The sequence below is a fragment of the Pseudomonas sp. B2021 genome (genome assembly GCF_018135665.1).
Taxonomy (GTDB): domain Bacteria; phylum Pseudomonadota; class Gammaproteobacteria; order Pseudomonadales; family Pseudomonadaceae; genus Aquipseudomonas; species Aquipseudomonas lactis.
In genome coordinates this window covers 5,857,220-5,875,508 of record NZ_SMOF01000001.1, presented here as the reverse complement: position 1 = coordinate 5,875,508, position 18,289 = coordinate 5,857,220, and the positions used below count along the sequence as shown (strand labels likewise).

The window sequence follows — 18,289 nt, the reverse complement described above, 5'->3', positions numbered from 1 at the left end:
GCATGGTTAATGAAATTCAAGGATCTTCGGGATTTCGTGCAGCAACTTGAGCAGCGCGGAGAGTTGAAACGTATCCAGATGCCGATTTCTCCGGTGCTGGAAATGACTGAGATTTGCGACCGTACCTTGCGCAACAAGGGCCCGGCGCTGTTGTTCGAAAACCCGACCGGCTTTGATATCCCGGTGCTGGGCAACCTGTTCGGTACTCCCGAGCGCGTGGCCTTTGGCATGGGCGCCGAGTCCGTCAGCGAGCTGCGTGAGATCGGCAAGCTGCTGGCCTTTCTCAAGGAGCCCGAGCCGCCCAAGGGCTTGAAGGACGCCTGGTCCAAACTGCCGATCTTCCGCAAGATCATCGCCATGGCCCCCAAGGTGGTCAAGGACGCGGTGTGCCAGGAAGTGGTCATTGAAGGCGATGATGTCGACCTGGCCATGCTCCCGGTGCAAACCTGCTGGCCCGGCGACGTCGGCCCGTTGATCACCTGGGGCCTGACTGTCACCAAGGGCCCGAACAAGGACCGCCAGAACCTCGGTATCTACCGTCAGCAAGTCATTGGCCGTAACAAAGTGATCATGCGCTGGCTGAGCCACCGCGGCGGCGCCCTCGACTTCCGCGAGTGGTGCGAGAAGCATCCCGGCAAGCCGTTCCCGGTTTCCGTCGCCCTGGGTGCTGACCCTGCGACCATCCTCGGCGCAGTGACACCCGTACCTGACAGCCTCTCCGAGTACGCCTTCGCCGGCTTGTTGCGCGGTAATCGCACGGAGCTGGTGAAGTGCCGCGGTAACGACCTGCAAGTGCCAGCCACCGCCGAAATCATTCTTGAAGGCGTGATTCACCCAGGTGAAATGGCCGATGAAGGCCCGTACGGCGACCACACCGGTTACTACAACGAAGTCGACAGCTTCCCGGTGTTCACCGTCGAGCGCATCACCCACCGGGTCAAGCCGATCTACCACAGTACCTACACAGGCCGTCCGCCCGATGAGCCGGCCATCCTCGGCGTTGCGCTCAACGAAGTGTTCGTGCCGATCCTGCAAAAGCAATTCCCGGAAATCACCGACTTCTACCTGCCGCCCGAGGGCTGTTCGTACCGCATGGCCATCGTGACCATGAAGAAGTCGTATCCGGGGCATGCCAAGCGGGTAATGCTCGGTGTGTGGTCGTTTTTGCGACAGTTCATGTACACCAAGTTCGTTATTGTCACCGACGACGACATCAATGCCCGGGACTGGAACGACGTGATCTGGGCCATCACCACGCGCATGGACCCCAAGCGCGACACGGTGATGATCGACAACACGCCCATCGACTACCTCGACTTCGCGTCGCCGGTATCGGGCCTTGGCTCGAAGATGGGCCTGGATGCCACGCATAAGTGGCCGGGCGAAACCACGCGTGAGTGGGGCCGGGTGATCGTCAAGGATGAAGCCGTCACGGCGCGGGTCGATGCGATCTGGAAAGAATTGGGAATAGATTGATGCGTGTAACCCTGCAACCTTCCGGTGCTGTGCTGGAACTGGCCCCTGGCGAGCGAATCCTCGAGGGCGCCCGTCGCCTGGGCTATGAGTGCCCTCAGGCCTGTCGCAATGGCGTGTGCCATGTCTGCGCGGCGTTGCTGGTGGAGGGCCGGGTACGCCAAGCCGGGGAAGTGCGCGATCATGGTGAGTTCTACACCTGCATCGCCGAGCCCCTGGAAGACTGCATTGTGTTGTGGGATGGCGTACTGGCGCCAGGAGAGTTGCCGTTGCGCAAATTGTCATGCCAATTGATCGAGTGCGTGGAAGTCGGCGGCGATGTCTGGCGTGTGCGCCTGCGCGCCCCGGCCGGTAAGGCGGTGCGTTACCACGCCGGGCAATACTTGATGCTCGAACGGGAGAACGGCGAAAAGTCGGCGTTTTCCCTGGCTTCTGCGCCCCATGCCGGGCGTGAGTTGGAGCTGCATGTGCTGGTGCGCGAAGACAGTGCGCGCAACCTGATCGAACAATTGCAGCGCAACCAGATGGCTCGTGTGGAACTGCCGTTCGGTGACACCCACCTGGCCGAGTTGCCGGACGGGCCGCTGGTGCTGATGGCCGCCGGTACCGGTATGGCGCAGATGCACAGCCTGATCGAGCACTGCCGCGCTTCGGGCTTCAAGCACCCGGTGCACCTGTATTGGGGCGTACGGCGCCCGGAAGATTTCTACCAGATCGAGCACTGGGATCAGTGGCTGCAATTGCCCAATCTGTTCCTGCACAAAGTGGTCAGCGACCTGTGTGGCTGGGAAGGGCGCTGCGGTTTGCTGCATGAGGTAGTGTGCGAAGACATTGCCGACCTCAACACGGTACATGTCTACGCCAGCGGCTCACCGGCGATGATTTATGGCACCTTGGATGCATTGGTCGACGCCGGTATGGATGCTCACCGGATGCGCGCTGACGTGTTTGCCTACGCCCCAAGGCCCTGAGCGGAGTAAAAAAACTCTCGGTTAAACATCCATCAAACTGTGGGAGCGGGCTTGCTCGCGAATGCGTTGTACCAGTCACCGGATGAGTTGGCTGACCCACCGTATTCGCGAGCAAGCCCGCTCCCACATTGGGTGGTGTTCGCTCAGAATCGTAACCCCGTCGTCACCATCGCTGCATTGAACCCCAGCAACACCAACTCCGCCGCGACCGGTCCGTAGTGGGTACCCACGGATGGAATGATCACTGGCGCTACGCCAAAACGATTCAATGGGATCTTGTCGCGATACTCGCCGCGATAGCCCTGGATCAGCCCGCCGGTCAACTTCGCATACACCGGATAGTCGGCCATGTCATAGCGCTTGCCCGCATAGGCGTAGTACGAGCGTTGGCGGAACGAGTTGCGAAAGGTCACCCCGCCATACACCAGGCCCGACGCCTCATTGCGCTCCAGGCCGATCAAGTCCTGCTTGTTGTTGTGTTGCGGGTCGGGTGCAAAGTGCCGGGTGTAGATGCTGGTCTGGGCGTACCAGAAGCCTTTGTCGTCAGTGACCGTTGGCGTTTCGCTAGCCAGTGCTGTGGTGGCCTGGGCAAGCAATAACAGGCCAGGCAATCGAAATTTTTTCATGGGCGACCTCGGTAGTCGATTTGATGAGCGGCTAAGTGGGTCGTTATAGGCGCGTCAGTTTGACGGCTTGGCACCCGCCCAGGCTGAACCGGGGCTGAAAGTACCGGGATTAGCCGCGTGGATCCTGACGAATGGGCGAGCGTGCTTATGCTTTTGCTTATTCTTTTAAGGTATTTATTCTGGTTGATGAATATCTTTAAGCTATATCGCAACGGACTACCGACTTCATCGACCATAACCAGATACTGACCGCCACCGCCCGCCAGCCGGATCGATCGTACGAACTTCGCGCATTGCAGTTCTATTTTTGATTCAAAGGGGAGCGGTATGGGCAGCTACAGGAAACACGCGCTATACACGGCGATTTTGTCGGCAAATTTGCTGACCGTTGTGGGATTCAATCCAGTTCTGGCAGACGAAACTTCTGCGGTTGATGCACCTAAACTCGACACCGTGATCGTCACCGGCACCCGCGCCCAAGAGCGCACCGCCAGTGCATCGCTGTCGCCAATCGACGTAATCTCCGGTGAAACCCTGCGCAGCACCGGCTCCGATGAGCTGGGTGCCGTATTAGCGCGCCTGATTCCGTCGATCAACTTCCCCCGACCAAGCCTGGTGGACGGCGCCGAACTCGTGCGTCCGGCGCAGTTGCGCGGCTTGTCGCCGGACCAGGTATTGGTACTGGTCAACGGCAAGCGTCGCCATACCAGTGCCTTCGTCAATCTGGGCGGTGCGGTTGGGCGCGGTTCGGCTCCGGCAGACTTGAATGCCATCCCGCTGTCGGCGGTGGACCATATCGAGGTGCTGCGCGACGGCGCTTCTGCCCGTTACGGCTCCGATGCGATCGCCGGGGTGATCAACGTGATCCTCAAGCACGCCGACCATGGCGGCTCGGTTTCCAGCAAGTTTGGCGAGTACAAAAAGGGTGACGGCATCCAGCGTAATGTCAGCGGTAATACGGGCCTGGCATTGGGCGACAATGGCTTTATCAACCTGTCTGCCGAAGGCGCCGACAACGATTACACCAACCGCGCCGGCAACGACTACCGCCCCGGCAGCATCGGCTCTACTACTTACGGCCAGCGTGTGTTCCGCCAAGGTGAGCCGGCCACCAATGAAGGCAAATTCCAGTTCAACTCGGAGTATGCCTTCAACGATGCCGCCGAGTTCTACACCTTCGGTGGCTACAGCAAGCGGCGCGGTGAAACGGCAGCCTTCTACCGGGCAAGCAACGCGTCCAACAACATCAAGGCGCTCAACCCCAACGGCTACCTGCCACTGATCAAAGGCAACCTGGAAGACACCTCGCTGGTGGTGGGCTTGCGCGGCCTGCTGGCCTACGACTGGCATTACGACTTGTCGGCCAACTACGGCAAGAACCAGTACGAACTGGGGACTGAAACCATCAACACCTCACTGGGCCTGGCGACGCCGCGTAAATTCAATAACGGCACACTGAGCAACGATCAGAAGCAAGTCAGCCTGGACCTGTCCCGTGAATTCGATGTGGGCTTTCTGCCGTATCCGGTCTCTGTGGCGTTCGGCGGTGAGTACCTGCATCAGGGCTATGAAATCGAGGCGGGCGAGCCCGCGTCCTATTACCAGACCGGCAGCTCCGGCCTGGGTGGTTTCCGCGATGCCGATGCCGGTACCAGCACGCGGCATAACTGGGCGCAGTACCTGGACCTGGAAACCAACTTCACCGAAAAGCTCAGCGCCTCGGCTGCCGTGCGCCATGAGGATTACAGTGACTTTGGTTCCAACGTCAGCGGCTCGCTGTCGGCCCGCTACGACTTCACCCCCCAGGTGGCCGTGCGCGGCAGCATCTCCAACGGTTTCCGTGCGCCGTCCCTGGCCCAGCAGAATTTTGCCTACACCTCATCGCAGTTGATCGGTAGCACCATCCAGGAAGCCGGCACCTTCCCGGCCAACAGTCAGGTCGCGCGCCTGCTGGGTGCCGAAGACCTCAAGGCCGAAAAGTCGCGCAACTACAGCCTCGGCCTGGTGCTCGAGCCGGCCGATGACCTGACCGTCACGCTCGATGTGTACCGCATCGACATCCGCGACCGCATCAGTCTGTCGTCCAACCTCAATCTCAACCCGGCCACGGTGGCCTACCTGCAAGCCAATGGCGTCGGCAATATCAACTACACCACGGCCCGTTACTTTACCAACGCCACGGACACCAGCACCGATGGCGTCGATCTGGTAGCCAACTATCGCTACCAGCTCGATAACGGCATTCGCTGGAACAGTACCGTGGGCTACAACTACAACCACACCAAAGTCACCGACGTGAAAGCCAACCCCGCGATTCTCGACAGCCTGGGGGCCAACCTGGTGCGGGTGGACCGCCGCGAGCGTATCGGTTTGCTGGGCGATACCACGCCCCAGCACAAGCTGAGCCTGGGCAATGACTTCACCTTCGGTAATTGGGCGCTGCACACTAACCTGGTGCGCTATGGTGAGTTCACCAGTTATCAGACGGACAAGGTCAACGATCAGACCTTCAAGGCCGCCTGGGTGCTGGACCTGTCGGCGGATTACAAGTTGAAGAACTGGACCTTCACCCTGGGTGGCGACAACGTCACCGATAAGTACCCGGAGAAGGTTAACGCCTTCGCCAGCAGCGGCGGCAACCTCGCCTACAGCACTTTTTCGCCGTACGGTTACAGCGGCGCGTTCTATTACGGTAAAGTCGCTTACAACTGGTAACACACAGGAGGCGCACCGCTTTTCGCCATGACCGCCATTGAAACCGATCTTCTGCAATTGGCTTACCCTCCGCGGCTCGATCTGGGGCCGCAACTCACTCACGAACAATTGATGAGCTCGATGCAAGCCACCATGGCTCGGCACAAGGGTGGGCCGGTGTGGCTGTTTGCGTATGGTTCGCTGATCTGGCGCCCTGAATGCTCGTCGACCGAGCGGGTGCGTGCACGGGTTCACGGTTATCACCGTGGCTTGTATTTGTGGTCACACGAGCATCGCGGTACGCCGGAGCTGCCGGGGCTGGTGTTTGGGTTGGATCGCGGTGGTTCCTGCAGCGGCTTTGCCTACCGCTTGCCGGAGGACCAGTTGGAGGCCTCGCTTTACGCCCTGTGGCAACGCGAGATGCCTTACCCCTCTTACCGGCCGCACTGGCTCAGCTGCCGATTGCAAGATGGCAGTACCGTGCAGGCGTTAGGGTTCGTGCTGGAGCGGCATTTGCCCAGCTATGCCGGCAACTTGCCCGATATCGTGCTTAATCATGTACTGCAAAGCGCTTGCGGGCGTTACGGTACGACTCGCGATTATGTCGAGCAGACCGTGAACGCCCTGCGTAGCCACGCCATGCCAGATAAAAACCTGGAGGCGCGGCTCAAGCGTTGTGCCAAGGATTGCCTGGGCGGTTAACGCGCCGAGCTGACACTGTTGGTGTGCCACAGCGTAGGGATCAGGAACGCGATCGCCAGTACGCAGGCGCTGATCAACAGTACAAAGCCGCCGTCCCAGCCGAAATGGTCAACCGTGTAGCCCATGGCCGCACTGGCCGCTACCGAACCGCCCAGGTAACCGAACAAACCGGTGAAGCCTGCTGCGGTGCCGGCGGCTTTCTTCGGAGCCAGTTCCAGCGCCTGCAGGCCGATCAGCATCACCGGGCCGTAGATCAGGAAGCCGATGGAGAACAGCGCAATCATGTCGATCATCGGGTTGCCGGGCGGGTTGAGCCAGTAAACCAGGGTTGCCACGGTCACCAGGGCCATGAACACGATGCCGGTCAGGCCGCGGTTGCCACGGAAGATCTTGTCCGACATCCAGCCGCACAGCAGCGTGCCCGGAATGCCCGCCCACTCGTAGAAGAAGTACGCCCAGGACGACTTATCGACCGTGAAGTGCTTGGCTTCTTTCAAATAGGTCGGCGCCCAGTCCAGTACGCCGTAGCGCAGCAGATAGACAAACACGTTGGCGAAGGCGATGTACCAGAGCATTTTGTTGCGCAGCACGTACTTGACGAAGATTTCCTTGGCACTGAATTCGTCTTCGTGGCTGGCGTCGTAACCTTCTGGGTAGTCGTTCTTGTACTTCTCGATAGGCGGCAGGCCCACCGATTGCGGAGTGTCGCGCATGGTGATGAAGGCAAACGCCGCCACCGCCAGGGCCACGGTGGCCGGCACGTAGAACGCCGCGTGCCAGTCGTTGAACCAGGCCATGCCCAGCAGGAACAGCGGGCCGATCAGGCCGCCGCCGACGTTATGCGCCACGTTCCACACGGAGACCACGCCGCCGCGTTCTTTCTGCGACCACCAATGCACCATGGTCCGCCCACTTGGCGGCCAGCCCATGCCCTGGGCCCAGCCGTTGATGAACAGCAAAATGAACATCATGGTCACGCTGGACGTTGCCCAAGGTGCGAAACCGAAAATGAACATCACCCCCGCCGAAACCAGCAGGCCAAAGGGCAGGAAATAGCGCGGGTTGGAGCGGTCGGACACCAGGCCCATCAGGAATTTGGACAAGCCGTAGGCAATCGCAATCGCCGACATCGCCAGGCCCAGTTCGCCACGGGTGTAACCCTCGTCGATCAGGTAAGGCATGGCCAGGGAGAAATTTTTACGCAGCAGGTAGTAGCCAGCGTAACCAAAGAAAATACCCGCGAAGATCTGCCAGCGCAGTCGTCGGTAGGTACTGTCTATTTTTTCTTCAGGCAGGGGCGCCTGATGTGCGGCAGGACGAAAGAAAGCAAACATTCAAGAGCTCCAAATTTCTTGTTTTGACTGCGGATGCGAATGTTACAGTTTCGTTACCGAAAATAGCATCGCCTCTTATCCGCAAACACAGGAAACGCGAGCAATTGCATGTTCTTTTACGAACATGTCGCTAATAGATAAGTTGTGGTCGTAACGAATTCCTCGGAGCCAACACAGATCAACTGTGGGAGCTGGCTTGCCTGCGATGGCGCTAGGTCAGACACCACATCAGCACCTGTCAGACCGCTATCGCAGGCAAGCCAGCTCCCCACTGACCCCATGTCAGCGGGTCTGGACGACGACCTTACCCACCGCCTTGCGCTGCCCCAGGTCATTGATCGCCTGTGCCGCCTGTTCCAGCGGATACACCTGCGACACCAGCGGCTTGAGCTTGCCCTCGCCATACCAGGTGAACAACTGCTGGAAATTCGCCGCATTGTCCTGCGGCTGGCGCTGGGCAAACGAGCCCCAGAACACCCCGACCACCGCTGCGCCCTTGAGCAACGCCAGGTTCACCGGCAGTTCAGGAATACGCCCGCTGGCGAAACCCACCACCAACAGCCGGCCATTCCAGGCGATCGAACGAATGGCCTGGTCAAACAGGTCGCCACCCACCGGGTCGTAGATAACATCGGCGCCATTGCCATCGGTCAGGCGCTTGACCTCATCCTTGAGACTGGCTTCGCTGTAGTTGATCAGCTCATCGGCGCCGGCCGCCTTGGCCACTGCGAGTTTATCGGCGCTACTGGCAGCAGCAATCACCCGGACGCCCATTGCCTTGCCAATCTCTACGGCAGCCAGGCCCACGCCGCCGGACGCGCCAAGCACCAGCAGGGTCTCGCCGGGCTGCAAATTGGCGCGCTGTTTCAGCGCATGCATGGAGGTGCCGTAGGTCATGCTGAAGGCGGCGGCGGTGTTGAAGTCCATGCTCGGCGGGATCGGCAGCACGTTATAGCCGGGCACCGCGACCTGCTCGGCAAAGCTGCCCCAGCCCGTCAACGCCATCACACGGTCGCCGACTTTCAGGTGACTGACTTTTTCACCCACTTCACTGACCACGCCCGCCGCTTCGCCACCGGGTGAGAACGGAAAGGGCGGCTTGAACTGGTATTTGTCTTCGATGATCAGCGTGTCCGGGAAATTCACCCCGGCCGCATGCACGTTCAACAGGATTTCATTCTTCTTGATCGCCGGGCTGGCGATCTCTTCCAGCACCAGGGTTTCGGCGGGGCCGAAGGCTTTGCACAGCACAGCTTTCATCGGACTATTCCTTTTGGCGTCGTGGCCGATAAGTGTAGGAGGGTACGCCCGTGGGTCAACGAGCATGCCCACGCCTGATAAGCCCCCATAAGCTTGTGCTCAGCCTTGCTAGCGTTATGCTACCCGGCAACCGAATTCGAGGAATGAACTGTGAAAGCGTGGATCCTGTTGATGCTGGCCCTGACCTTGCCGATGGCAGCCCAGGCCGAAGAAGCCAAAGAGGGCGAGGCGCCGAAGGTCAGCTATATCAGCCTGAGCCCGCCATTCGTGGGCAATTACGGCCTGGATGGCACCGCGAAACTCAAGGTCTACAAGGCCGACATTGCCCTGCGCGTGACCGGTGAAGAAGCGGCGAAGTTGGTCAAGGCCAACGATCCGTTGATTCGCAACCAACTGGTGGCGCTGTTTACCCAGCAGACCAACGAGACCATGAGCAGTGTGGAAGGCAAGGAAAAGCTGCGTCAGGAAGCGTTGAAGCAAACGCAGCAGGTGATGAACGATGAAACCGGCAAGCCGGTGGTGGAAGATTTGTTGTTCAATAACTTGATTATTCAATAAGTGCAGATTAACTAAGCCTGCGGCTAGTTTGCCGGCCGCAGGCGATAGGCGCTTTCAAATGGGCAGAGTTATGACTTTCCGATCGGTTGCGCTGGGGCCTCCCGATATTGCCTGGAAAATGAAAAAAACAGTAAAGGTTCTAGAGGTTGTTTCATCCTCCGAGCCCCAACTCTTCCATGTATTTATATCTCTTGGGAGTACCTCTAAGGGGCTTACCCCAGATAGTTCGATGCTAAATTTCGAATATTCCGGTGGGTATGACGCTCCTAGAAAGTATCTTAAAGTCCTCACTAAGATTTTCGACGAGCCTGGTACAAGAGAGTACTCAAGTTCGATCTTGCCACTGAACCGCCATGGGGCGTACCCGCCTTCTACCGTCATCTTGGTTGGTGTGGTGCTTGGGGCGCTCGCAGTAATGTGTTCAGTTTTTTCAACGTCTTTATCCAACTTCGGTATGTCCGTCATGATCAATCTCCGTTAAGTAAAAAGCATAAAAATTTGCCACTACTCCAATTCTGTCGGTAGCCAATTTCTATGCAGTCATTAGACTTCGTGGAGATGAAGCTTTCTACTGTCATAAGTAACAGTTTTTTATATTCTTTTTTAAATTTCTAATGTCTTGTTATAATTATTTCTCTCCGATGGACGTCAGCACTTGATGTCGCTCAGCTAAAGAATACTGATGATCGTCGCCCACTGGTCGGGCGTAACGGCCATGACCGAAAGCCGGCTGCCTTTTTGCACCAAAGGCATCTCGGCCAGCGCGGGCTGCTGTTTCAGGTAGCCCAGGCCCAGCACCTTGGGAAAGGTTTGCACGTGCGCGACGTCGATTGCGCTCCACGGGTTTTTCTCCGTTGTAGCCTTGGCGTCGAAATAGTGGCTTTCTGGTTCCAGTGCAGTGGGGTCCGGGTAGGCGGCCCGGATGATTTTGCCGATGCCGGCAATCCCTGGCTCCGGGCAACTGGAGTGATAGAAGAAAAACTCGTCCCCCACGGTCATGGCGCGCAAAAAGTTGCGTGCCTGATAATTGCGAACCCCGTCCCAGCGCGCGTCGCCGAGCTTTTCCAGACCGTTGATGGAGAGTTCGTCGGGCTCGGATTTCATCAGCCAGTAGGCCATTTTTGGGCTCCTGAAAAAGGCGTTGGGTAAGTTGTCGGGCAATCCCGTGACAAACCGACAGTCGGTTGGCGTCAAGGTTTGCGTGTTGGTTCACGTTACCGCAGAATGCGCGCTTTTAAGCTTGACGCAGCTGCAACGGACTACTTTGGAACGTTGTTGTCATCGTGTACGAGGTGCCTGAAAGGGGGGCAATCGATGCAACGTAAGCCGGATTTACTATGGATTTTGGTTATTTTGTTTGGTCTGGGCGTTGTGACTACCGGTTATGCCCAAAGCCTGTGGTCGAACAAGACCGATGCACCGGTTGAACTGGCTCAGCAGCAGCCACAACCGTTCAAGCGTTAACTCAAGCATTCACTAAGGCGCCGCCGTTTCCAGCGGCGTTTGTGCGACATACCACTGCTTATCAGTCACCGTTCCCACCAACGGCACATCCCAGCTTGCCTGCGCCAGGCGTTCGACTTTCTGACATTCGTGGGCCAGCCCCAGCAGCGTAGGCTTGCGCCAGCTCTGGCGGCGGGCAAGATAGGCCAGGCTGCGGTCGTAGAACCCGCCGCCCATGCCCAGGCGCCCACCCACATCATCGAACCCCACCAGCGGCAACAGCACCAAATCCAGCGCCCAGACCTGGCGTTGGCGGCGGGCATTGACCCGTGGCTCAAGGATGCGAAAGCGGTTGGGCAGCAACTTATCCCCAGGGCGTACGCGCTGGAACACCATCTTGGTGCGCGGCCAGGCGCTGAGCACCGGCAGGTAAGTGGCTTTGCCGCGGCGCTGGGCTGCACGCAGCAGCAGGCGCGGATCGATTTCACCGTCCGTGGGCAGATATAAAGAGATATGTTTGGCCCGGCGAAACAGCGGGTGCTGTGCCAGTTGCCGGTAAAGACCGTGAGCGGCCTGGCGCTGCTCGCTTGGCGTGAGGGCGCGGCGGGCCTTGCGCAACATGCGTCGAAGGTGCGGACGAGATAGCGGCGCAGGTTCGGTCATGGTTTTGGGCTCATAAAACAATGCCAGTCCGGAGACTGGCATTGAGTTTGGGAATTCAGGCTCCCCGACAGAGCCGCTGTCGACTTAGCCCTTGAACCCGAAAGTTCAAGGTGGAAGAAGCAGTAGGCTTTAAGGCTTTCCGTCTAGCGGACATGCACACCAGCCCAACGTGCAACTTCCAGGGTAGTGCGAATCGGCTCAGGGACATCGCCGACTGGCAAACACGCCAGGGAGTGGGGCGAGTATACCTTAAACCTGCTCGGCAATCAGCCCTTGGGTGTGTCTGAATCGGTGGAAAGCACCAGATCCACGCGATCGAGCAGGTCACGCACCTGCTCGCGCGTCGAGCCGCTGGCCTGCACGTCAGGGCGGTCCTGCTTGTGCAGCAGGTCGTGGGTAATATTCAGCGCGGCCATTACGGCGATGCGGTCGGCGCCGATCACTTTGCCGCTGCTGCGGATTTCGCGCATCTTGCCGTCCAGGTAGCGGGCAGCGCTCACCAGGTTGCTGCGTTCTTCCTGGGGGCAGATGATCGAATATTCTTTGTCGAGGATCTGCACGGTAACGCTATTGCTTGAACTCATGAGTCTTGCTCCAGGGCCTTCAGGCGCGAAATCATCGATTCGACCTTACGCCGGGCGATTTCGTTTTTTTCAATGAGGTGAGCGCGTTCCTCGCGCCAGGTCTTTTCCTGAGCTAATAGGAGTCCGTTTTGACTCTTAAGTTGCTCGACCCGATCAATTAGCAGTTCGAGTCTGGCCATCAGCGCTTGCAGGTCGGTGTCTTCCATTGGGTTCCACTGGATTTGTCTGATGAATGGCAACTGCAGGATAAACGATCTGACGCCCTCGATAGTCTTGGTGCGTCTGCCGGTGCTAGGATACAGCGCTCCATTCTAGACATTGCGCCGTCTGGCGCCTAGCTCACCATGCCCATTCAGAACTCCCCGTACGATGCTTTTTCCAAACTGCTGAGCACCAGCGGCCATCCATGCTCGCCTGCTGAACTGCACGGCGTGCTGTTGGGCCGCAGTTGCACCGGTGTCGGCTTTGATGCCGACAACTGGCTGGCCGATGTGGCCGAGCTGCTGGAAATCGAACCCACCGACAATGTGCGTAACGCGCTGATCGGCCTGCAAGAAATGGTCAAGGGCGAGCTGACCGGTGATGACGTCACCGTGGTCCTGCTGCTGCCCACCGACGACGCCCCGCTGGCTGATCGCGCTGCCGCGCTGGGCCAATGGTGCCAGGGTTTCCTCCACGGTTTCGGCGTGAATGCCGGCGGCCTGGAGCTGAGCACCGACGCCAAGGAAGTGCTGCAGGATCTGGCGGCCATCTCCCAGGTGCAAGACGCCCTGGAAGAATCCGAAGACGGCGAAGGCGACTACATGGAAGTCATGGAATACCTGCGCGTCGCGCCGCTGCTGCTGTTCACCGAGACCCGCAAGTCCGCTGAGCCCGCCGCGCCCAAGCCGTCGCTGCACTGAGAAAGGAAGCCCATCTGCCCATGATCCATATCCCCAAAGCGGAATACACCCGGCGCCGCAAGGCGCTCATGGCGCAGATGGAACCCAACAGCATCGCGATCCTGCCGGCCGCCGCCGTGGCCATCCGCAACCGTGATGTCGAGCATGTTTACCGCCAGGACAGCGATTTCCAATACCTGAGCGGTTTCCCCGAGCCCGAAGCGGTGATCGTGCTGATGCCCGGTCGCCAGCACGGCGAGTACGTGCTGTTCTGCCGCGAGCGCAATGCCGAGCGCGAATTGTGGGACGGCCTGCGTGCCGGCACCGAGGGCGCGATTCGCGACTTTGGCGCTGACGACGCATTCCCCATTACCGATATCGACGACATCCTGCCCGGCCTGATCGAAGGTCGCGACCGCGTGTACTCGGCCATGGGCAGCAATGCCGAGTTCGACCGGCATGTGATGGAGTGGATCAACGTGATCCGTTCCAAAGCGCACCTGGGCGCCCAGCCGCCGAACGAATTCGTTGCCCTGGATCATTTGCTTCACGATATGCGCCTGTATAAATCGGCGGCAGAAGTGAGGGTGATGCGCGAGGCGGCGCGAATATCCTGTGCAGCCCATGTACGGGCGATGCAGGCCAGCCGTGCCGGCCTGCATGAGTTCAGCCTGGAAGCCGAGCTGGATTACGAGTTTCGCAAAGGCGGTGCGAAAATGCCGGCCTATGGCTCCATCGTCGCCGCTGGGCGCAACAGCTGCATCCTGCATTACCAGCAGAATGACGCGGTGCTCAAAGACGGCGACCTGGTGCTGATCGATGCTGGGTGCGAGATCGATTGCTACGCCAGCGACATCACCCGTACCTGGCCGGTCAATGGCAAGTTCTCGCCCGAGCAGAAGGCGATCTACGAGATAGTGCTGGCCTCCCAGGAAGCCGCCTTCAAGCAGATCGCGCCGAACAAACATTGGAACCAGGCCCATGAGGCGACCGTGCAGGTCATCACCGCCGGCCTGGTGAAGTTGGGGTTGTTACAAGGTGACGTTGACGAACTGATCGCCAGCGAAGCCTACCGCGCCTTTTACATGCACCGTGCCGGCCACTGGCTGGGCATGGATGTGCATGATGTGGGCGAGTACAAAGTGGGCGGTGAATGGCGCGTGCTGGAAGTGGGCATGGCCTTGACCGTGGAGCCGGGTATCTATATTTCCCCGGACAACCAGAACGTGGCAAAAAAATGGCGTGGCATTGGCGTGCGCATCGAGGACGACGTGGTAGTGACCAAGCAAGGCTGTGAAATCCTGACCGGCGGCGTGCCCAAGACCGTTGCCGAGATCGAAGCGTTGATGGCGGCTGCGCGATGAGCCGGGTCAACCTGGCGATTATCGGCGGCGGCCTGGTGGGCGCCAGCCTGGCCCTGGCATTGCAAGCCGGGGCCAAGGCGCGGGGTTGGAAGATCGTGCTGATCGAACCCTTTGCACCGGGTGACAGCTACCAGCCGAGCTACGATGCGCGCTCTTCCGCGCTGTCGTTTGGCGCACGTCAGATTTACCAGCGTCTGGGCCTGTGGCAGGCCATTTCCCGACGTGCGGAGCCGATCAAGCAGATCCATGTATCGGACCGTGGGCGCTTCTCCACCGCGCGTTTGTCCGCGATGGAGGAGGGCGTGCCGGCCCTGGGTTATGTGGTGGAAAACGCCTGGCTCGGCCAATGCCTGTGGCAAGGCTTGGACAAGGACGTGGTGAGCTGGCGCTGCCCGGCGGAAGTCACGCGTATGGAGCCGCTGCCCGATGGCTATCGCCTGACCCTCAACGATGAAACCGTGCTGGAATGCGACCTGGCGGTACTGGCCGATGGCGGCCGTTCCGGCTTGCGTGAGCAACTGGGCATTGGCGTGAAAACCCGGCCCTACAACCAGAGCGCCCTGATCGCCAACATCACCCCGAGCGAAGCTCATAATGGCGAGGCGTTCGAGCGCTTTACCGATGAAGGCCCCATGGCCTTGCTGCCGCTGCCGGACAACCGTTGCGCGCTGGTCTGGACCCGCATCGGCATGGACGCTCAGCGCCTGGCCAGCCTTGACGAGCGTAGCTTCCTGAGCGAGTTGCAGAGTGTGTTCGGATATCGCCTGGGCACTCTCAAACAAGTGGGTGCCCGTCACCTGTACCCGTTGACCCTGGTGGAAGCCGAAGAGCAAGTGCGCTCGCACCTGGCCGTTCTCGGCAATGCCGCCCACAGCCTGCACCCGATTGCCGGGCAGGGGTTCAACCTGTCCCTGCGCGATGCCAGTGCCTTGGCCGAAGCCCTGTTGGCCGGGCCGGACGTGCCGGGTGACCTGGCGACGTTGCAAGGCTATCGCGAGCGCCAGCGCCTGGACCAGCAACTCACCGTAGGCTTCTCCGACCAGGTCACGCGGCTGTTTGGCAGTGCTCAGCCATTGGTGGCGCTGGGCCGCAATATGGGCTTGCTCGGCCTCGACCTGTTGCCCCCGGCCAAACGCTGGTTCGCCCGTCAGGCCATGGGCCTGGGCACTCGTTCCAATGTTTGAAGCGGACCACACCTTTACTTGCGGCCTGTGCCGCACACGAGACAAGGCTTGAATATGGACATGCGCGCAGATGTGCTGATTGTCGGGGCTGGAATGGTCGGAAGCGCCCTGGCGCTGGCGTTGCAGGGCAGTGGCCTGCAGGTGCTGCTGCTCGACGGCAGCCCGTTGAGCGTCAAGCCGTTTGAGCCGGCTGCGGCGTTTGAACCGCGGGTGAGCGCGTTGTCGGCGGCCAGCCAGCGCATTCTTGAGCGCCTGGGCGTGTGGGACGGCATCGTAGAGCGTCGTGCCAGCCCCTACGGCGAAATGCAGGTATGGGACGGTAGCGGTACCGGGCAGATCCATTTCTCGGCGGCCAGTGTGCATGCCGAGGTGCTTGGGCATATCGTCGAAAACCGCGTGGTGCAGGATGCCTTGCTTGATCGCCTGCATGACTGCGACCTCGGCCTGCTGGCCAACGCACGCCTGGAACAGATGCGCCGCTCTGGCGATGACTGGTTGCTGACCCTGGCCGACGGCCGCAAGCTGCGCGCACCCCTGGTGGTAGCCGCCGACGGTGCCAACTCCGCCGTGCGCCGCCTGACCGGTACACCTACCCGCGAATGGGATTACCTGCATAACGCCATCGTCACCAGCGTGCGCAGCAGCCAGCCGCACCAGCGCACCGCGTGGCAACGCTTCACCGACACCGGCCCGCTGGCGTTCCTGCCGCTGGTGCGCGATGGGCAGGAAGACTGGTGTTCGATTGTCTGGTCGACCACGCCCGCTGAATCCGAGCGCTTGATGGCGCTGGATGATGAACGCTTCTGCCGCGAACTGGAACGTGCCTTCGAGGGGCGCTTGGGCACTGTGATCAGTGCCGACCCGCGTGTGTGCGTACCGTTGCGCCAGCGCCATGCCAAACGTTATGTGGCCGAAGGCCTGGCGTTGATCGGCGACGCCGCCCACGTCATCCACCCGTTGGCAGGGCAGGGCGTGAACCTGGGCTTCCTCGATGCGGCCGTGCTGGCCGAAGTGCTGCTGGCCGCGACCGAGCGCGGCGAGCGCCTGGCCAATGTGAAAGTGCTGAGCCGTTACGAGCGACGTCGTATGCCCCACAACCTGGCGCTGATGGCGGCGATGGAAGGCTTCGAACGCTTGTTCCAGGCCGATCAACTGCCGCTGCGCTGGTTGCGCAACGCGGGTTTGAAAATCGTTGACCAGATGCCCGAAGCCAAAGCCGTGTTTGTGCGCCAAGCACTGGGATTGACAGGCGATCTCCCCGAACTCGCCAAACCCTGACCTGACAATACAACCCTCTGTGGGAGCCGGGCTTGCCCGCGATGAGGCCGTCAGCTCCAGCGCATATTCTGGCTGTGCAACATCTGGTAACGCCTCCACCAAGCGTTACCAAATGTGAGTCCTTATCATTTGCCCTCCATTTGCAAATGAGAGACCGCACCCATGTTGGCACCCAAGCGCCTCCTGACTGCCCTGGCACTCACCCTGATCGGCAGCACCACCGTGCAGGCGGCCGACGAAGTCGTGGTCTACTCCTCGCGTATCGACGAACTGATCAAGCCCGTGTTCGACGCCTACACCAAAAAGACCGGCGTACAGGTCAAGTTCATCACCGACAAGGAAGCCCCGTTGATGCAGCGCATCAAGGCCGAGGGCGAGAACGCCACCGCCGACCTGTTGCTGACCGTTGACGCCGGCAACCTCTGGCAGGCCGAGCAGATGGGCATCCTGCAACCGTTCACCTCTCCTGTCATCGACAAGAACATTCCTCTGCAATATCGCTCATCGGCCCACGCCTGGACCGGTTTGAGCCTGCGTGCGCGCACGATCGCCTATTCCACCGACCGGGTAAAACCGGGCGATCTGACCACCTACGAAGCCCTGGCCGACAAGCAGTGGGAAGGCCGCCTGTGCCTGCGCACGGCGAAAAAAGTCTATAACCAGTCGCTGACCGCCACGTTGATCGAAACCCATGGCGCGGCCAAGACCGAAGAAATCATCAAGGGTTGGGTGAATAACCTGTCCACCGACGTGTTCTCTGATGACATCGCCGTACTGGAGGCCATCAACGCCGGGCAATGCGACGTGGGTATCGTCAACACCTATTACTACGGTCGCCTGCACAAGCAGAAGCCAGACCTGGCGGTGAAGTTGTTCTGGCCGAACCAGGGCGACCGCGGCGTGCATGTGAACCTCTCCGGCATCGGCCTGACCCAGCACGCGCCGCACCCGGAAGCGGCCAAGGCGCTGGTGGAGTGGATGACTACGCCTGAGGCACAGAAGATCTTCGCCGACGTCAACCAGGAATTCCCGGCCAACCCGGCGGTACCGCCATCGGCGGAAGTGGCGACCTGGGGCAAGTTCGTGGCCGATACCTTGCCAGTGGAAGTGGCGGGCAAGCGCCAGGCCGAAGCGATCCGCCTGATGGATCGCGCTGGCTGGAACTGAAGCTGCGCCGCTCAACTGTGGGAGCTGGCTTGCCCGCGATTGCATCACTTCGGTATCACTGATACACCGAGGTGCTTGTATCGCAGGCAAGCCAGCTCCCACATTGG

At 60.0% G+C, this 18,289-nt stretch carries 18 protein-coding genes and 1 other RNA gene; 11 read left to right on the top strand and 8 right to left on the bottom strand.

From position 1 onward, the window contains the following. Nucleotides 1-9: 9 nt before the first annotated feature. Nucleotides 10-1,476 (top strand): 4-hydroxy-3-polyprenylbenzoate decarboxylase, encoded by a 1,467-nt coding sequence (gene ubiD, locus E1K68_RS26635; RefSeq protein ID WP_003195329.1) that lies wholly within the window; start codon nucleotides 10-12, stop codon nucleotides 1,474-1,476. Further along, nucleotides 1,476-2,444, top strand: coding sequence for a CDP-6-deoxy-delta-3,4-glucoseen reductase (locus E1K68_RS26630; RefSeq protein ID WP_003195327.1), 969 nt, complete (start codon nucleotides 1,476-1,478; stop codon nucleotides 2,442-2,444). Before ubiD ends, E1K68_RS26630 begins: the two co-directional genes overlap by 1 nt. Nucleotides 2,445-2,587: 143 nt before the next feature. On the opposite strand, the gene E1K68_RS26625 is transcribed toward E1K68_RS26630, so the two are convergent. Continuing rightward, nucleotides 2,588-3,070 (bottom strand): hypothetical protein, encoded by a 483-nt coding sequence (locus E1K68_RS26625; RefSeq protein WP_057710208.1) that lies wholly within the window; start codon nucleotides 3,068-3,070, stop codon nucleotides 2,588-2,590. Between the two features lie 327 nt (nucleotides 3,071-3,397). Here E1K68_RS26625 and E1K68_RS26620 point away from each other — a divergent pair, with 327 nt between their 5' ends. Both E1K68_RS26620 and E1K68_RS26615 read left to right on the top strand, forming a co-directional pair. Further along, entirely contained in the window at nucleotides 3,398-5,785 is a 2,388-nt protein-coding gene (locus E1K68_RS26620) for a TonB-dependent receptor (RefSeq protein WP_003195324.1), read from the top strand. A 27-nt stretch (nucleotides 5,786-5,812) separates the two neighbouring features. Beyond that, nucleotides 5,813-6,466 (top strand): gamma-glutamylcyclotransferase, encoded by a 654-nt coding sequence (locus E1K68_RS26615; RefSeq protein ID WP_057710209.1) that lies wholly within the window; start codon nucleotides 5,813-5,815, stop codon nucleotides 6,464-6,466. Here E1K68_RS26615 and glpT read toward each other — a convergent pair. Both glpT and E1K68_RS26605 read right to left on the bottom strand, forming a co-directional pair. Further along, nucleotides 6,463-7,800, bottom strand: a complete 1,338-nt coding sequence (glpT, locus tag E1K68_RS26610; protein WP_032894604.1) for a glycerol-3-phosphate transporter — start codon at nucleotides 7,798-7,800, stop codon at nucleotides 6,463-6,465. The two genes, E1K68_RS26615 and glpT, sit on opposite strands and share 4 nt — an antisense overlap. 282 nt (nucleotides 7,801-8,082) lie before the next feature. After that, nucleotides 8,083-9,060, bottom strand: coding sequence for an NADPH:quinone oxidoreductase family protein (locus E1K68_RS26605; protein ID WP_192002075.1), 978 nt, complete (start codon nucleotides 9,058-9,060; stop codon nucleotides 8,083-8,085). Between the two features lie 150 nt (nucleotides 9,061-9,210). Between E1K68_RS26605 and E1K68_RS26600 the strand changes: the two genes are divergently transcribed. Further along, a complete protein-coding gene (locus E1K68_RS26600) occupies nucleotides 9,211-9,618 on the top strand; it encodes a flagellar basal body-associated protein FliL (protein WP_003195317.1) in 408 nt (135 codons plus the stop codon). Nucleotides 9,619-10,287: 669 nt separating this feature from the next. On the opposite strand, the gene E1K68_RS26595 is transcribed toward E1K68_RS26600, so the two are convergent. After that, the gene (locus E1K68_RS26595; RefSeq protein WP_003195315.1) at nucleotides 10,288-10,737 is read right to left on the bottom strand and encodes an EVE domain-containing protein; all 450 of its coding nucleotides are present in this window, start codon (nucleotides 10,735-10,737) and stop codon (nucleotides 10,288-10,290) included. A 195-nt stretch (nucleotides 10,738-10,932) separates the two neighbouring features. On the opposite strand from E1K68_RS26595, the gene E1K68_RS26590 reads away from it, so the two are divergent. Further along, the gene (locus tag E1K68_RS26590; protein ID WP_010207387.1) at nucleotides 10,933-11,082 is read left to right on the top strand and encodes a hypothetical protein; all 150 of its coding nucleotides are present in this window, start codon (nucleotides 10,933-10,935) and stop codon (nucleotides 11,080-11,082) included. A 12-nt stretch (nucleotides 11,083-11,094) separates the two neighbouring features. Here E1K68_RS26590 and E1K68_RS26585 read toward each other — a convergent pair whose 3' ends face one another. From E1K68_RS26585 to E1K68_RS26570, 4 genes are all read right to left on the bottom strand, one after another. Next, nucleotides 11,095-11,724, bottom strand: a complete 630-nt coding sequence (locus E1K68_RS26585; protein WP_003195311.1) for a 5-formyltetrahydrofolate cyclo-ligase — start codon at nucleotides 11,722-11,724, stop codon at nucleotides 11,095-11,097. Nucleotides 11,725-11,781: 57 nt separating this feature from the next. Continuing rightward, a non-coding RNA gene (gene ssrS, locus E1K68_RS26580) (6S RNA) lies at nucleotides 11,782-11,960 on the bottom strand. Nucleotides 11,961-11,990: 30 nt separating this feature from the next. Then, the gene (locus tag E1K68_RS26575) at nucleotides 11,991-12,308 is read right to left on the bottom strand and encodes a cell division protein ZapA (protein WP_003195308.1); all 318 of its coding nucleotides are present in this window, start codon (nucleotides 12,306-12,308) and stop codon (nucleotides 11,991-11,993) included. Then, nucleotides 12,305-12,514, bottom strand: coding sequence for a TIGR02449 family protein (locus tag E1K68_RS26570; protein WP_003177365.1), 210 nt, complete (start codon nucleotides 12,512-12,514; stop codon nucleotides 12,305-12,307). The genes E1K68_RS26575 and E1K68_RS26570 overlap by 4 nt, the downstream gene beginning before the upstream one ends. Nucleotides 12,515-12,652: 138 nt before the next feature. On the opposite strand from E1K68_RS26570, the gene E1K68_RS26565 reads away from it, so the two are divergent. The 5 genes from E1K68_RS26565 to E1K68_RS26545 all read left to right on the top strand — a co-directional run bounded on the left by E1K68_RS26565 (nucleotide 12,653) and on the right by E1K68_RS26545 (nucleotide 18,182). Further along, nucleotides 12,653-13,210 (top strand): YecA family protein, encoded by a 558-nt coding sequence (locus tag E1K68_RS26565; protein WP_003195306.1) that lies wholly within the window; start codon nucleotides 12,653-12,655, stop codon nucleotides 13,208-13,210. 20 nt (nucleotides 13,211-13,230) lie between these two features. Beyond that, nucleotides 13,231-14,553 (top strand): Xaa-Pro aminopeptidase, encoded by a 1,323-nt coding sequence (pepP, locus tag E1K68_RS26560; protein ID WP_003195303.1) that lies wholly within the window; start codon nucleotides 13,231-13,233, stop codon nucleotides 14,551-14,553. After that, complete coding sequence (ubiH, locus tag E1K68_RS26555; protein WP_212614843.1) at nucleotides 14,550-15,737, top strand: 2-octaprenyl-6-methoxyphenyl hydroxylase; 1,188 nt, start codon at nucleotides 14,550-14,552, stop codon at nucleotides 15,735-15,737. Before pepP ends, ubiH begins: the two co-directional genes overlap by 4 nt. 60 nt (nucleotides 15,738-15,797) lie before the next feature. Next, on the top strand, nucleotides 15,798-17,015 hold the full coding sequence (locus E1K68_RS26550; protein ID WP_164692219.1) for a 2-octaprenyl-3-methyl-6-methoxy-1,4-benzoquinol hydroxylase: 1,218 nt from the start codon (nucleotides 15,798-15,800) through the stop codon (nucleotides 17,013-17,015). A gap of 162 nt (nucleotides 17,016-17,177) precedes the next feature. Next, complete coding sequence (locus tag E1K68_RS26545) at nucleotides 17,178-18,182, top strand: extracellular solute-binding protein (protein ID WP_014720404.1); 1,005 nt, start codon at nucleotides 17,178-17,180, stop codon at nucleotides 18,180-18,182. Nucleotides 18,183-18,289 lie beyond the last annotated feature (107 nt).